The sequence below is a fragment of the Ruminococcus sp. MCC718 genome (genome assembly GCF_018783905.1).
Lineage (GTDB): Bacteria > Bacillota > Clostridia > Lachnospirales > Lachnospiraceae > Hominisplanchenecus > Hominisplanchenecus faecis.
The window spans coordinates 40131-55314 of sequence record NZ_WQNP01000050.1 but is presented as its reverse complement, the minus strand read 5'-3'; the positions used below and the strand labels follow the sequence as shown (position 1 = coordinate 55314).

The 15184-nt window shown below is 43.1% G+C and carries 11 protein-coding genes and 2 pseudogenes; 9 read left to right on the top strand and 4 right to left on the bottom strand.

Going from position 1 to position 15184, the window contains the following annotated elements; translation table 11 throughout:
• The first annotated feature begins 273 nt into the window (after positions 1-273).
• A complete protein-coding gene (ppk1, locus tag GPK60_RS06750) occupies positions 274-2328 on the top strand; it encodes a polyphosphate kinase 1 (RefSeq protein ID WP_215659124.1) in 2055 nt (684 codons plus the stop codon).
• A 215-nt stretch (positions 2329-2543) separates the two neighbouring features.
• On the opposite strand, the gene pckA is transcribed toward ppk1, so the two are convergent.
• A complete protein-coding gene (pckA, locus tag GPK60_RS06745; RefSeq protein ID WP_215659123.1) occupies positions 2544-4148 on the bottom strand; it encodes a phosphoenolpyruvate carboxykinase (ATP) in 1605 nt (534 codons plus the stop codon).
• A gap of 421 nt (positions 4149-4569) precedes the next feature.
• Here pckA and GPK60_RS06740 point away from each other — a divergent pair, with 421 nt between their 5' ends.
• The 3 genes and pseudogenes from GPK60_RS06740 to GPK60_RS06730 all read left to right on the top strand — a co-directional run bounded on the left by GPK60_RS06740 (position 4570) and on the right by GPK60_RS06730 (position 8458).
• On the top strand, positions 4570-4797 hold the full coding sequence (locus tag GPK60_RS06740; RefSeq protein WP_022119908.1) for a hypothetical protein: 228 nt from the start codon (positions 4570-4572) through the stop codon (positions 4795-4797).
• Between the two features lie 87 nt (positions 4798-4884).
• Positions 4885-6639, top strand: a complete 1755-nt coding sequence (locus tag GPK60_RS06735) for an ABC transporter ATP-binding protein (RefSeq protein ID WP_215659122.1) — start codon at positions 4885-4887, stop codon at positions 6637-6639.
• A pseudogene (locus GPK60_RS06730) lies at positions 6614-8458 on the top strand (ABC transporter ATP-binding protein). Before GPK60_RS06735 ends, GPK60_RS06730 begins: the two are co-directional and overlap by 26 nt.
• A 346-nt stretch (positions 8459-8804) precedes the next feature.
• Here GPK60_RS06730 and bsh read toward each other — a convergent pair.
• Together bsh and GPK60_RS06720 are read right to left on the bottom strand one after the other, a co-directional pair.
• Entirely contained in the window at positions 8805-9785 is a 981-nt protein-coding gene (gene bsh, locus GPK60_RS06725) for a choloylglycine hydrolase (protein WP_173867010.1), read from the bottom strand.
• A gap of 42 nt (positions 9786-9827) precedes the next feature.
• Entirely contained in the window at positions 9828-10478 is a 651-nt protein-coding gene (locus GPK60_RS06720) for a Crp/Fnr family transcriptional regulator (RefSeq protein WP_215659121.1), read from the bottom strand.
• 322 nt (positions 10479-10800) lie between these two features.
• Between GPK60_RS06720 and GPK60_RS06715 the strand changes: the two genes are divergently transcribed.
• The 5 genes from GPK60_RS06715 to GPK60_RS06695 all read left to right on the top strand — a co-directional run bounded on the left by GPK60_RS06715 (position 10801) and on the right by GPK60_RS06695 (position 14941).
• Positions 10801-11394 (top strand): 4Fe-4S binding protein, encoded by a 594-nt coding sequence (locus GPK60_RS06715; RefSeq protein ID WP_022120014.1) that lies wholly within the window; start codon positions 10801-10803, stop codon positions 11392-11394.
• 361 nt (positions 11395-11755) lie between these two features.
• On the top strand, positions 11756-12193 hold the full coding sequence (locus tag GPK60_RS06710) for a GatB/YqeY domain-containing protein (RefSeq protein WP_173867070.1): 438 nt from the start codon (positions 11756-11758) through the stop codon (positions 12191-12193).
• 6 nt (positions 12194-12199) lie between these two features.
• Complete coding sequence (rlmD, locus tag GPK60_RS06705) at positions 12200-13363, top strand: 23S rRNA (uracil(1939)-C(5))-methyltransferase RlmD (RefSeq protein ID WP_215659120.1); 1164 nt, start codon at positions 12200-12202, stop codon at positions 13361-13363.
• A 265-nt stretch (positions 13364-13628) separates the two neighbouring features.
• Positions 13629-14228 (top strand): hypothetical protein, encoded by a 600-nt coding sequence (locus GPK60_RS06700; protein ID WP_215659119.1) that lies wholly within the window; start codon positions 13629-13631, stop codon positions 14226-14228.
• A gap of 38 nt (positions 14229-14266) precedes the next feature.
• Entirely contained in the window at positions 14267-14941 is a 675-nt protein-coding gene (locus GPK60_RS06695) for a hypothetical protein (RefSeq protein ID WP_215659118.1), read from the top strand.
• 10 nt (positions 14942-14951) lie between these two features.
• Here GPK60_RS06695 and GPK60_RS06690 read toward each other — a convergent pair.
• Positions 14952-15184, bottom strand: a pseudogene (locus GPK60_RS06690) (hypothetical protein); the annotation flags it as partial.

The following is a 15184-nucleotide window of genomic DNA, read 5'->3' as shown; positions in this document are numbered from 1 at the left end:
TTACGTTAATTGGAAAAGATTCAAACTTTTATAAGTGGCGGGCAACAGATTTGTCTGAGTGGGGTTTCATTTTCGAATAGTAAGATTCTTTACATGGATTTTACATGGCATTGCAGAGGATTTGATCTTGTGGCAGTAAAATAAATTTATGGTTAAAGGTAGAATGCCATTTTTATGGGATTTAGCCCAGGTCTCACGTGTGTCTGGCTTAAATGCACGCAACGAAAAAGCTGTTAAGGGCATCACATTTTATTGAGGAGGACAGAATAATAAATGAGAAAAGTATATATGAACCGGGAACTGTCGTGGCTGAAATTTAATGAACGTGTTTTGGAAGAGGCGGAAAATAAAAAAGTGCCGCTCTGTGAAAGACTGAATTTTGCAGCAATCTATCAGAGCAATCTTGATGAATTTTTTATGGTGCGTGTGGGATCGCTCGTAGATCAGATGCTTTTGAAAAAAGATATCCGTGATAATAAAACAAATCTTACACCGGAGGAGCAGATCAAAAAGATCCTTGCGGAAGTCGGAAAACTGAACCGTCGCAGAAATGTCGTTTACGATGAAATCATGGAAGAACTGGAAGAATATGATATCTGCATCACGGATTTCAAGAAGATGAATGAAAAAGAAAGCGAATACGTTAAACGCTATTTTCAGGGTGAAATCGCACCGATCATTTTCCCGACGATCGTGGCAAAAAGACAGCCATTTCCATTTCTGCGAAATAAAGAAATCTATGCAGTCGTAGTGCTAGAGACAAAGAGCGGAAAAGAGAAGCTGGGTATCATTCCATGCAGCAGTGGTATGTTCAAACGTCTGATAGAACTTCCCGGCAAACGCGGCACTTATATTCTGGCAGAAGAAGTGATTCTCCATTATATGCCGGAAATTTTTAAAGGTTATCGTGTAAAAGCAAAATCACTGATCCGCATCACCAGAAATGCAGATATTGACGCAGATGCACTGTATGACGAAGATCTGGATTATCGTGATTTTATGGTGGAAGTGATCAAACAGAGGAAAAAACTGGCTCCGATCCGTCTGGAATTGTCACGGGAAATGGATGGTGAAGTGATCAGTACTCTGTGTCATTATTTGGATCTTGACCGTGACTATGTTTTCTATAATGAGGGACCGCTGGATCTGTCATTTGTCTATGAAATCCAGGATAAACTGCGTTACGTGCCGGAACTGTTCTATCAAAAACGGATTCCGCAGAAATCTGTGCAGTTTGAAGAAGGCAGACCGATTCTGGATCAGATTCTGGAGGGGGACAAATTTTTATCTTATCCGTATGACAGCATGAAACCGTTTCTTACGATGCTGCATGAAGCTGCAAATGACAAAGATGTCCTTTCCGTAAAAATGACGCTCTACCGTGTGGCAAAACAGAGTAAAGTGGTGGAAGCTCTGATCGAGGCAGCGGAAAATGGCAAGGAAGTGCTGGCACTTGTAGAATTAAAGGCAAGATTTGACGAGGAAAATAACATCGAGTGGTCAAGAAGGCTGGAGCGTGCCGGATGTCATGTGATCTATGGGCTGGATGGATTTAAAGTACATTCCAAACTGTGTCAGATCACCAGAAAAGCCGGCGATGAAGTGCAGTATATCACGCAGATCGGAACAGGAAATTATAACGAAAAAACGGCGTGTCTTTACACAGACCTTTCCCTGATGACAGCCGATACAGAGATCGCAAAAGAGGCGAGAAGAGTTTTCCAGGCACTGGCGATGGGAGAAGTCGTAGAACACACAGACAAATTGCTGGTAGCACCGCTCTGTCTGCAAAATAAAGTGCTGGCGATGATCGATGATGAGATTGCAGCTGCACTTGCCGGAAAAGATGCTTATATCGGGCTGAAAATGAACGCACTTACTGACAAAAAGATCATAGACAGGCTGATCGAAGCTTCCTGTGCCGGAGTAAAGATTGATCTGATCATCCGCGGTATCTGCTGTCTGATCCCGGGCGTAAAAGATGCAACGGAAAATATTCGTGTGATCAGCATTGTGGGAAGATTTCTGGAACATTCGAGAATTTATATTTTCGGAAGTAAGGGAAGAGAGAAAGTTTATATTGCGTCAGCCGATTATATGACGCGAAATACCTTAAGACGTGTGGAAGTCGCAGCTCCTGTCTGCGATCCGGCAATCAGAGAACGTCTGCTTGAGATGTTCCGGATCATGTTAAATGATAATCAGAAGGCCCGTCATGAGGATTCGGAAGGAAATTACAGAATCCCGATGACGATCGAACACCCGATGGATGCTCAGGAAACCTTCTATCAGCAGGCGTATGAAGCAGCAGCGTCAAAAAACGTGTGAGGCGATTGTTTTGCGTTTATAATAGTCTTATTTTCAGGTATGATAAATGTAAAATGTATCTGCTCACGATAAATTCCCCGCCGCAGGGCAATGGGCGCAATGTGTTCCATCTGGACTGCCACGCGGAGGCATTTCGGCATAAAAAAAGGACACCGCAATTTTGCGGTGTCCTTTTGTATAAGCTTTTGAAAAGTTTGATTTCGGCAGTCTTATTCTTATTTCTGAGGACCAGCGGAAACCAGAGCTTTACCGGCAGCATTTCCTTCGTATTTAGCAAAGTTCTTGATGAATCTGTCAGCCAGATCTTTTGCTTTTGTTTCCCATTCGGAAGCATCAGCGTATGTGTCACGTGGGTCCAGGATAGCTGGATCAACGCCTGGCAGTTCTGTAGGAACTTCGAAGTTGAAGTATGGAATGGTCTTTGTAGGAGCATTCTTGATATCTCCGTTCAGGATAGCATCGATGATACCACGAGTATCTTTGATGGAGATACGTTTGCCTGTTCCGTTCCATCCTGTATTTACCAGGTATGCTTTTGCACCGCTCTTCTCCATTTTCTTAACCAGTTCTTCTGCATATTTTGTAGGATGCAGCTCCAGGAATGCCTGGCCGAAGCAAGCTGAGAATGTCGGAGTCGGTTCTGTGATACCACGTTCTGTACCAGCCAGTTTAGCTGTGAAACCAGACAGGAAGTAGTACTGTGTCTGAGCTTCTGTCAGGATAGATACTGGAGGCAGTACGCCGAATGCATCTGCGGACAGGAAGATTACGTTTTTAGCAGCCGGTGCAGAAGAGATCGGGCGAACGATGTTCTGGATATGGTTGATCGGGTAAGATACACGAGTATTTTCTGTTACGCTCTTGTCAGCGAAGTCGATCTTGCCGTTTTCGTCCAGAGTAACGTTCTCAAGCAGAGCGTTACGTTTGATTGCATTGTAGATATCCGGTTCGGATTCTTTGTCCAGGTTGATAACTTTTGCGTAGCATCCGCCTTCGAAGTTGAATACGCCGTTGTCATCCCAGCCGTGCTCGTCATCACCGATCAGCAGACGTTTCGGGTCTGTAGAAAGAGTTGTTTTACCTGTTCCGGACAGACCGAAGAAGATTGCTGTGTTTTCACCGTTCATGTCAGTGTTTGCGGAGCAGTGCATGGAAGCCATGCCTTTCAGCGGCAGGAAGTAGTTCATCATAGAGAACATACCTTTTTTCATTTCTCCGCCGTACCATGTATTTACGATAACCTGTTCTTTGCTTGTGATGTTGAACATAACAGCTGTTTCAGAGTTCAGACCCAGCTCTTTGTAGTTCTCAACTTTTGCTTTGGAAGCGTTGTATACAACGAAATCCGGCTCGAAGTTTTCCAGTTCTTCAGCAGTCGGTTTGATGAACATGTTTGTTACAAAGTGAGCCTGCCAAGCAACCTCAACGATGAAACGGATTGCCATACGGGTGTCTTTGTTGGCACCGCAGAAAGCATCTACTACGAACAGTCTCTTGTTAGACAGTTCTTTGATAGCCAGTGCTTTTACAGCATCCCATGCTTCCTGAGTAGCCGGATGGTTGTCGTTTTTATATTCATCTGTTGTCCACCATACAGTGTCTTTGGAATTCTCATCTTTTACGATAAATTTGTCTTTCGGAGAACGACCTGTGTAGATACCAGTCATAACGTTGACAGCACCCAGTTCACTTTCCTGGCCTTTTTCAAAGCCTTCCAGAGTAGGTTTTGTCTCTTCTTCGAACAACATCTCATAAGATGGATTGTACACGATCTCAGTAGTTCCAGTGATGCCATACTTGCTTAAATCAATTTTTGCCATCTGATTAACCTCTTTTCTTTTATACTTAAAGTTAAAGAAATGATGCCCACTTCTCTATCATCATTATACATATTTACCCGGCAAAATCAATAAAAACTTTCTGAACTTTTTGCTGAAAATGTATGAAATCTGCTGTTTATGAATGAGTTTGAACGAATAACAGCAAAAAAAGCGGGGAAAAAACGCCAGATCATGCACGAGAGTTGCTCAGTTTTGAACGTTTAGTCAGGCGAACATATAAATAGAATATTTTTTTCATGTGAAAATTATATAATGATGCCAGGGTCAAAAGGTCTAAATGTCATTCCTGCCTGTACGGGAGTGATTATGTGGCTCAATTTGTGGTAATTGTGTCTTGCACAGTTTGAGAAAGTACTTTAAACTTAGCAGATGTAAAAATGAATATTAGGAGGTAAAACAAATGGCACTGAATAATATAGGAAATATGATGAAGATTATGAATGCATGGAATATATTTAAAAGAAACCACCCGAAATTCCCGGCATTCTGCAATGCAGTTTCCAAACGGGCTTTAAAGGAGGGCAGCATCATGGCGATCACGGTTACCACACCGGATGGCGAAAAGATTGAGACGAATCTGAGAATAAAGGCAGAGGATCTGGAGCTTTTGAAGGAACTGACCAACTGACAGAGTGCGAAAGAGGATTGTGAATCTCCGCTTTGCATCAAAGACTGAGATTGCTCAGGGTTTCTGAAAAAGGAGTGAAAATAAAATATGAATGATATAAAGCGGCTGGCAGGATATATCGGGTCATATAAAAAAGATATGATGCTTGGTGCTTTGATGGTAATGATCGAGACAGCGTTTGAGCTTGTCATTCCGATCATGATCGCGGACCTGATCGATGTCGGGGTAGCAAACCACGATCTTGCCTATATTTATTCCAAGGGCTTTCAAATGGGGATCTGTGCACTTCTGGCTCTGGTGACGGGGCTTCTGTATGCACGGTTTGCAGCGAGGGCTTCTTATGGATGGGGAGCGAAGATCAGGGAGGCAGAATATGCAAAAGTGATGCAGTATTCTTTCTCAAATCTGGATCATTTTGATACCTCGTCTCTGATCACGCGAATGACCACGGATGTCACGGTTCTGCAGAATCTGATCAATTCCGGCTTCCGTCCGGTGACGAGAGGTCCGTCGCTTCTGATCCTCGGCATCGGTCTTTCTTTCTGGATGAATCCGAAACTTGCCATTGTTTTTCTGGTGTGTACGCCGGTTCTTGGCATTGTTTTATTTTTGATCGTCCGGAAAGTGGCTCCTATGTATACAAAGCTTCAGACAATCGTTGACCGTCTGAACCATGTTGTGCAGGAGGGTGTGACAGCGATCCGTGCGGTCAAGGCGTTTGTCCGCGGAGAGTACGAAGAAGAAAAATTTGATGCAGTAAATACAGATCTGAGTGTTTCAAGTGAACAGACTTTTCACTATGCGGTGCTGAATCTTCCGGCATTTCAGGTTGTCATGTACAGTGCGATCGTACTGATCATGTGGTTTGGCGGAAATATGATCTTAAGCGGTAGTCTTAAGGTTGGTGATCTGACCGGATTTTTAAGTTATGTCATGCAGGTTGTCAACGCTCTGATGATGATCGCAAATGTTTTTCTGCTGTTGACGAGATCTCTTGCCAGTGCACATCGTATCGCAGAAGTGCTGGATGAGAGGATTGTTCTGAAGTCTCCGGAAAACGGGGTACAGAAGGTCAAAGATGGAAGCGTGGATTTTGAACAGGTATCTTTTAAATATCACAAAGATGCGAAAGCGTATGCACTGTCAGATGTTGATCTGCACATCAAGGCCGGGCAGACGATCGGTGTGGTCGGTGGAACCGGAGCCGCCAAAACGACGCTCGTGCAGCTGATCCCGAGACTTTATGATGCGACCTGCGGCACGGTGAGAGTTGGCGGTGTGGATGTAAAAGCATATGATCTTCATGCACTGCGGGCGGCAGTCGGAATCATTTTGCAGAAAAATGAGCTTTTTTCCGGAACGATACGTGATAACCTGAAATGGGGCGATCCGGATGCAGATGACGAAAAAATCTGGCATGCATGCCGTGTGGCATGTGCGGATGAGTTCCTGGAGCGTTTTCCGGACGGACTGGACACCATGCTTGTGCAGGGAGGAAATAACCTGTCCGGCGGGCAGAAACAGAGACTCTGTATCGCAAGAGCACTTCTTGCCAATGCGAAGATCCTGATCTTTGATGATTCTACCAGTGCAGTCGATACGGCGACGGAAAAGAAGATCCGCAAAGAGCTGGCAAAACTTGGCGATGTGACAAAGATCATCATTGCACAGAGAATTTCTTCTGTGATCCATACGGATCGGATCGTGATCCTGGATGACGGTAAGATCCATAATATCGGAACGCATGAACAGCTTCTTAAGGAGGATGCAATTTATCAGGAAATTTATGCTTCTCAGATGAAAGGAGGAAACAGCGATGGCATCGAAAACGAAGAATGTTAAACGGCCGGAAAATATGCAGCACACACTGCGGATTTTTGTTTCTTATCTTGGACGGCATAAATTTATGCTTCTGATCGTCAGTATTCTGGTAACGGTAAGTGCCCTTGCAAACCTTCTTGGAACTTACATGATACGTCCGGTTGTCAATAATCTTGCAAACGGGGATCTGCATTCACTTGCCATCGGAGTGCTTGTGGCAGCCGGCATTTTTGCCATCGGAGCACTGGCAGCCTGGGGCTATTCTCAGACGATGGTAAAAGCTGCCCAGCAGGTTGTTTTCGATATTCGAAGAGATTTGTTTGCACATATGCAGACACTGCCGCTTCGCTTTTTTGACCAGAAGCGACACGGCGATATCATGAGTCTGTTCACAAACGATATTGATACGATCGCAGATGCTCTCAATAACAGTTTTGCGATGGCAATCCAGAGTTTTATCCAGATGATCGGAACCCTTGTGATCCTATATATCCTGAACTGGAAACTGTCGCTGATCGTGACGGTCTGCTATGGCATCATGTTCTGGTATATGAAATTCAGCGGAGCAAAAAGTAAGGTTTTTTATGCGAAACAGTAGCAGAGTCTTGGTGAGCTGGACGGCTATATTGAAGAAATGGTCAGCGGTCAGAAAGTAGTCAAAGTCTTTAATCATGAACAGGCAAGTCTTCAGGAATTTCTGGAGAAAAATGAAAAACTGCGAAAAGAAGGAACCGGTGCACAGTCTTATGCAGCAACGATGGTTCCGGTAGTCGTAAGTATATCTTATATTAATTATGCAATCGTGGCAGTTCTCGGAGGAATTCTGGCGATGCGTGGGATGGCGGATGTCGGAAGTCTTGCAAGTTATCTGGTGTTTGTGCGTCAGGCGGCACTCCCGATCAATCAGTTTACACAGCAGAGCAATTTCCTGCTCTCCGCACTTGCCGGAGCAGAGCGGGTGTTTGATGTGATGAATCTGGAGCCGGAAGTGGACGAAGGGGATGTGACGCTTGTCAATGTCAGAAAAGAAAACGGCATCCTGAAAGAATGTCAGGAAAAGACCGGAAAATGGGCATGGCGTTCAAAAGAGGGAGAACTGACAATGCTTCGCGGTGATGTCCGTTTTGAAAATGTTGATTTTGGTTATACGAAAGAGCATATGATCCTGAAGAATATCAGCCTGTATGCAAAACCGGGACAGAAAATTGCTTTTGTCGGATCGACCGGAGCCGGAAAAACCACGATCACCAACCTGATCAACCGCTTTTATGATGTGCAGGGAGGAACGGTGGTTTACGATGGAATTGATGTGCGAAAGATAAAGAAAGATGCACTGCGACACTCTCTTGGCATCGTGCTTCAGGATACGCATCTGTTTACCGGAACCGTAGCGGATAACATCCGCTTTGGAAAACTGGATGCAACGCAGGAAGAGATCGAGAGAGCGGCACGCATTGCAAATGCACACTCTTTTATCAGACGACTGCCAGATGGTTACGATACCATGGTGACGGCAGATGGGGCAAATCTTTCCCAGGGACAGCGGCAGCTTCTGGCGATCGCAAGGGCAGCAGTAGCCGATCCGCCGGTTCTGATTCTTGATGAGGCGACATCCTCTGTTGATACACGAACCGAAGAACTGATCGAAAAAGGCATGGATCAGCTGATGGAAGGAAGGACCGTGTTTGTTATCGCACATCGATTAAGTACTGTGCGAAATGCCAATGCGATCATGGTACTGGAGCAGGGGAAGATTGTCGAGAGAGGGGATCATGCAGAACTGTTGGAACAGAAAGGGAAATATTATCAGCTTTATCATGGAATGTTTGAGCTGAGCTGAAAGTTATAGGTTTTTCTTTTTCAGTGCAGAAAATGAAAGGAAAATGTTATAGAGTGCCGGACGCAAAAAGACAGGGCACGTGACACGCATCGTTTCCTGTTCGATTTGTGCCGTCTATGATCCGCCGTTCGCTGGAACTCGCAGCTTCGCTGCTCAGACACCGCTCGGCGGCGGAAACTAGACACAAATCTCACGACGGAAACTTGCTACCGTCACTGTACCTCTGTCTTTTTTGCTGTCTGGCACAATCTACATTTCATATCTTTTCTTTTTTACTGTATTGAAAGAAGAAATAGCCTCCGGCGGATTGCAGAGGTGCACATTAAGAAAATCTCTACCGTAAATTTTATTTGCCGTTCTGAAAATATATCTGCTCTTCTTTTATCGGGGAATAGCGAATCAGTTCTTTTGCTTCCAGATTTTCTTTATGCATATCAACGGCACTGATCTGATGATTATCATACGTCGTGTAATAATAAATCCCTTTATCGGCATTGCAGCAGGAGGTGTAGATCGTGATTTCATATTTTCCTTCGGCAACTTCGCAGCAGCCTCTGCTCTGTTCCACGGAACCTAAAATATGGAAAAACTGGCTTACACTGGAAGCTTCGCTTTCATCAGAAATAGCGTGCATTTTGGTGAACGCCACGCGGATGAAACGCGACTGAGAGGAGAGGTCTCCCGGAAGTCCGAGTGCCCCCATGCCGCGGCTGTAAGTGTTCAGGTTTAATTTATCGGAAAAATGATTCTCCGGTGATTTGGCGGAAAGCTGCATATAATTGTTGAGCTGAAACAGCTGCATGTCAAACGGTGGATTGTTGGTCAGTACACCGACCGGGTTGTCATAAATTTTCATGCCATCTGCAACACATTCTACGGTGATGCTTTCGCTGCGGTCAGCGATCAGCCAGTGCAGGCTGGATGATGGAAACTGATCGCTGAACGGTGTGTCACATAAATTCATGCGGCCAAGAAAGCTCCTTACTTCTTTTACGGTGGCACACTGTCCTAAAATCCATGGAATAAATTCAAAAGATGCGATATTTTCTTCTGAATCAGAAAGCGGCTGGTAATGAGCATTTCCGACAAAATTCAGTCCTGCCATGCCAAGTCCTTTTTCGTTGATGGCATCGTAATAGAGCGGATAATTGTCGGCACAGCATGCCATGCCAATCAGTGCATAGTGATTTTCCAGTGTTTTTGTGTGGCGGAAAACGAAAGGATAGTTTCGTGGTGTAATGATGATCTCATCACCATAGGAAAATTCATAGTCTAAAGTACGTCCGAAATAAAAATCTTTTGTTTTATAAGTTGCTGCGGTACACATATTCAATTCCTCCAATATCATACATTTTGATGTGTGAAAAATTCAGAGCATCTCATTTTTTAAAACAAATTCGTTTTTGTGAAAATCTAAGATCCCTTCTTTTTTCATACGGGAAAGTTCTTTTGACAGGGCACTGCGATCCAGATTCAGGTAGTCTGCCATTTGCTGCCGGTCGAACGGAATCTGAAAACGATGGTTGCCGTGTTTCCGGGACTGTGCGGACAGATAGGTCAGCAGTCGGCTGCGAACTGTTTTTGAAGAAGTGCAGAAAATCCGTTCTGAGAGCATCAGATTTTTACGGCTGCACATTGCAAGAAGGCTGCGTTGTATTTTCGAATACCAGGAAGAAGTGCAGTTTTTTTCCTGTAAAACTTTCAGATTCAAAAAAAGAATTTCGCAGTTGCTGGCGGCAACGGCATCTACCATCATCGGTTCCCGGCACAGGGCATAGGTTTCTGCAAAAATATGTCCTTCATTCATATTTCCCAGAATGCTCTTATTTCCCCAGAAATCAATGTTTTCTACATTTACGCTTCCAGATAAAACAATGCCGATTTCAGAAACAGTGGAACCGGTAGAAAATATAATATCATTCTTTTTGTAAGAAGCCGTCCGCAGACAGCTGGAAGTCTTCATTTGTTCCAGTTCCTGATCGGAAAGGCTCTGAAACAGAGGCAGTTCTAAAAAGTTCATAAAGTCTCCTGTCAGGTAAAAACAACAGTATGCGGAAAAATAGTACTGTTGATAATTATCGGTATTTTGATTGTGATTCAGTGGTTATAACCACCGATTTTTCTCAGATGTTATGTTAGGATCAGGTCAAAGTCAGGCAGAGATTTTAGACCGGAAAAAATGGTTTGACAGAAAATCTGCTGGCTTTGTTCAGCATCATACTACACGGAAAACAGAAAAGCAAGGGGCACTGTGAAGGTATGGACAGTGATTGAAAAAAATTGCTGTCTGCCCGGCAGTGAAAAAAAGATTTCAGGTGTGATTATTAGGAGGAATATAATAAATGATAAGAAAAATTATTGAGATAAACGAAGAAAAATGCAATGGATGTGGTTTATGTGCGAAAGCCTGTCATGAAAATGCGATTGGTATGGTAAATGGAAAGGCAAAATTATTGCGGGATGATTATTGTGACGGACTGGGAGACTGTCTGCCGACCTGCCCAACCGGAGCGATCACGTTTGTTGAGCGGGAAGCAGCGGCATATGACGAAGCAGCTGTGGAAGCAAATAAGAGAAAAAAGAACAGGCAGTGGCCGATCCAGATTCAGCTTACGCCGGTCAATGCCCCTTATTTTGACGGGGCAGATCTTTTAATCGCAGCAGATTGTACTGCGTTTGCATACGCAAATTTTGCAAAAGAGATCCAGAAGGGAAAAATCACGCTGATCGGATGTCCGAAACTGGATCCGGTTGATTACAGTGAGAAACTTACGGCAATCCTGGAACAGAATGATGTGAAAAGTGTGACAATCATAAGGATGGAAGTGCCATGCTGCGGCGGAATTCAAAATGCAGCTGTGACAGCAATGAAAAAAAGTGGTAAGTTTATACCATGGCAGGTGCTTACAGTGTCGGTAGAGGGAGAAGTTTTATGAAAAGAGCAGTTTAAAATGCAGCTGGTCGTTGTGTTCTAGGCATCGTCTTCATCGTGAGATTTGCTGCCGATTACACCGGCAACCACAGCAACCACGCAGGAAACGATCACAGCCGCAAGGACGGCGATAGAGATAATAGCAATGATCATATAAATTCCACCTTTCTTTTCGGTTTGAGAATGGTAATGCCAGAGATAAAGTACCTGATCGTCTTTTGACCCTGTCATCAGTGGAATTATTATAGCACAAAATCAGAAAAAAAACAGTGAAAACTTTACAGGAAAGAAAGAGAAGTGCTATAATGAGCAAAAATGACAATGGGATAAAAAGTTTTATCCAGGAATGATGGGAGGATTTAAAAATGCAGTTAGAAGCATTAAGAAAAGACATGGTAGCAGCTATGAAGGCAAAAGATAAAGAACGCAAGGAAGCAATTTCTTCTCTGGTTTCTGCAGTAAAAAAAGCAGCGATCGATGCCGGATGCAGAGATGATATTCCGGAAAGCATGGTTGATCAGGTAATTCTGAAAGAGCTGAAAACAGCAAAAGAACAGATTGATACCTGTCCGGACTCCAGACAGGATCTTAAAGCAGAATATCAGTTCCGTTACGATGTGATCAAAGAATATGCACCGGCTCAGATGAGTGCAGAAGAGGTTAAAGCTTACATTCAGGAAAAATTTGCCGAGGTCGTTGCTACAAAAAATAAAGGCATGATCATGAAAAATGTAATGGCAGATATGAAAGGAAAAGCAGACGGAAAAGTCATCAACCAGGTGGTTGCAGAACTCTGCAAATAATCATTCATGGAAAAAAACAAAACAAAAAAAGCAGCAGTCTGTCCGGTGGCGAAAAAATGCGGCGGATGTGAATTTCAGGGAATGCCTTATGCAGAACAGCTGAAGCACAAAGAGAAACGTGTGCGGATCCTTCTGGATTCTTTTGGAAAAGTACATCCGATCATCGGAATGAAAGATCCGTATCATTACCGCAATAAAGTGCATGCTGTGTTTGACCGTGACCGCAGAGGCAATGCGATTTCCGGTGTTTACCAGAAAGGCACACACAAAGTTGTTCCGGTGGATTCCTGCATGATCGAGGATCAGAAAGCAGATGAGATCATCGTCACGATCCGAGGACTTCTGAAATCTTTTAAAATCAAAACGTACGATGAAGATACACAGTATGGGCTTTTGCGTCATGTGCTGATCCGGCGCGGATTTTCTACCGGAGAGATCATGGTCGTGCTCGTCACGGCATCGCCGGTATTTCCATCCAAGAACAATTTTGTCAAAGCACTGCGAAAAGTTCATCCGGAGATTACGACGGTCGTTCAGAATATCAACGACCGGGGAACCAGCATGGTACTTGGAACACGAGACGTCGTTCTCTATGGAAAAGGATTTATCGAAGATAAACTCTGTGGCTGCACGTTCCGCATTTCTGCACAGTCGTTCTATCAGGTCAATCCGGTACAGACGGAGATCCTCTATCAGAAAGCAATCGAAGCGGCGGGGCTGACCGGAAAAGAAACCGTGCTCGATGCGTACTGTGGGATCGGCACGATCGGTCTGATCGCAGCATCAAAAGCAAAACAGGTGACCGGCGTAGAACTTAATAAAGAAGCTGTCCGTGATGCCATTAAAAATGCAAAGCGAAATCAGACAAAAAATATCACTTTCTACTGCGAAGATGCCGGAGAATTTATGCTGAAAATGGCTGCAGAAGATCAGCAGCTGGATGTTGTTTTCATGGATCCGCCGCGCAGTGGCAGCAGTGAAGTATTTCTGGATTGCCTTGCAAAACTGGCACCGAAAAAGGTGGTTTATGTTTCCTGTAATCCGGAAACGCTGGCAAGAGATCTTCGCATTTTAAAGAAAAAAGGCTATCAGATGCAGGAGGCCTGGCCGGTTGATATGTTTCCGTTTTGTGATCATGTTGAGACGGTCTGTTTATTATCATGTAAATAAGCGGTTTTACAGGCTTTTATGAGTGGAGTTCAGTCTATTTGCCACCCATTTGCCACCGTAATTTTTAAAATCATCACTGAACAAAGAAAAGGGAGTGAACACGCTGAACAATCAGAGGATTCACTCCCACTATTTTTATTTATGACGTTTTTGCTTGTGTGATTTTTTCAAATAGATCAATATGAGGGACTTTAGGAATTTCTTTTTTATATCAGAGCATGAACGACTGGAACGAGAAAAAAACAGTTCACAGACAGTATTTTCTTTGAATTATGTCGATGGTATTTTAGATGGAAGGTATGATTTGGAAGATAATAAATCTGCAAGAATGTACCATTTTATTGTTAAGCTGCTGAAAGGATATTTACCACCAGACAAAGATGTACTTGACTATTTCCTTATGTTTTCAGATGTATCGAAAAGAAGATACAAAGGTGTTACATCGAATTTTATTGATGAAGGCATTTACTGGCAGTTAAATGAAATGCACATAACAGGCAAGCTGTCGAGGGTTATTAAAGATATTGATAAACTTAAGAAGAAGCTCCTTAAAGATACATATTGGAACGATGAAATGAGAAAAAATGATATCGCAACAGGATTTACAAGATATGTTGGGGCATTTGACTTCCAAGGTGGAAAACTGATAGCAATGGTTGAGAAAGAAGATAATGCGAGATGTATTGGTGATTTGCTTGTAGCCAACTTAGATAAAAAAAGAGGAATGGTAGCATTAAATATCGAAACTGGTGCATATGAAATTCAGTATATAAGAGAGCTGACTTCGGAGGAAGTGAATATGATATTCAGCGGATTTCATATTGTAGATGTTGCATATCGTATAAGTGTCGAAAAGTACTTTTAAGTAAAGTGCATGCAAGGAAAGAATTGAGGTGATATACTATGAGAACTTATAAAAAGAGAATTATTACAGATGTTGTGAGCGTTGGCATGCTGCTTTTGGCGGTTGGATTAATCTTGCTTATGCACAGATATATGGGAGATGTAAAGTCAATTTATCTTCCAGAGGCAAAAACAACGGGAATGCCATTTAATATTGGATTCAGGTGGTCAGTAATTCTCGGAATGATTGGCGTAATACTGATTCAAGTGGTTATGTATGTGTGGACTTATTGCAATAAAAATTGGAAACTTTTTACCTGGGCAACGGGAATATGGATATACTCAGCCATAGTGTTTGAGTATGTGTCATCGTCCAGTAAATTGGGTTTCTTCTTTATATTGAGAGATAATCTGCAATATAGCAATCCGGATATTATATATTCCGTTTGGGCGAAAGCTAATATGCTTGTATATGCAATATTGTTTGTTATAGGGCTTATATATTTATCAAAGTGGCTATTTGGTACAAATGAAAAATCGCCAACTACACCGAAGGTGCGAAAGTTTGTTTCTGTTATTTTTATTATTTTAGGGACATTAATTCTGGTCGTAGAAACATATAAAAATTCCTGGTATTTAATATCTTGCATTGTTGCAAGCATGGTATCTTGGAGATTATTGAGCAAACTAGAAAAAGTATGTGAACCATATATGGATGAAGAAATTTCAAGATAAATGGCTTCCGTCATTTTCCCAGAATGTTGACTGCTTTTTTTAACACATCAAGTGCATCTTGGGCATCACGTAATTCACGTCTGAGACGGGCAATTTCCTTCTGCTCATCAGATGCATAATTACCAGAACCACGAACAGGAATATCACCTGATTCCCGGAAGTCTTTCAGCCATTTTGTTAATGTGCTGTATCCGATGCCAAGATTTTCTGCACATCCACGTACTCCGAGATCTTTGTGATCCC

Coding starts and splice junctions, on each gene's coding strand:
- GPK60_RS06735 (WP_215659122.1), top strand. CDS start 4,885: ATGAATGATATAAAGCGGCTGGCAGGATATATCGGGTCATATAAAAAA.
- GPK60_RS06715 (WP_022120014.1), top strand. CDS start 10,801: ATGATAAGAAAAATTATTGAGATAAACGAAGAAAAATGCAATGGATGT.
- rlmD (WP_215659120.1), top strand. CDS start 12,200: ATGGAAAAAAACAAAACAAAAAAAGCAGCAGTCTGTCCGGTGGCGAAA.
- bsh (WP_173867010.1), bottom strand. CDS start 9,785: ATGTGTACCGCAGCAACTTATAAAACAAAAGATTTTTATTTCGGACGT.
- GPK60_RS06740 (WP_022119908.1), top strand. CDS start 4,570: ATGGCACTGAATAATATAGGAAATATGATGAAGATTATGAATGCATGG.
- ppk1 (WP_215659124.1), top strand. CDS start 274: ATGAGAAAAGTATATATGAACCGGGAACTGTCGTGGCTGAAATTTAAT.
- pckA (WP_215659123.1), bottom strand. CDS start 4,148: ATGGCAAAAATTGATTTAAGCAAGTATGGCATCACTGGAACTACTGAG.
- GPK60_RS06720 (WP_215659121.1), bottom strand. CDS start 10,478: ATGAACTTTTTAGAACTGCCTCTGTTTCAGAGCCTTTCCGATCAGGAA.
- GPK60_RS06695 (WP_215659118.1), top strand. CDS start 14,267: ATGAGAACTTATAAAAAGAGAATTATTACAGATGTTGTGAGCGTTGGC.
- GPK60_RS06710 (WP_173867070.1), top strand. CDS start 11,756: ATGCAGTTAGAAGCATTAAGAAAAGACATGGTAGCAGCTATGAAGGCA.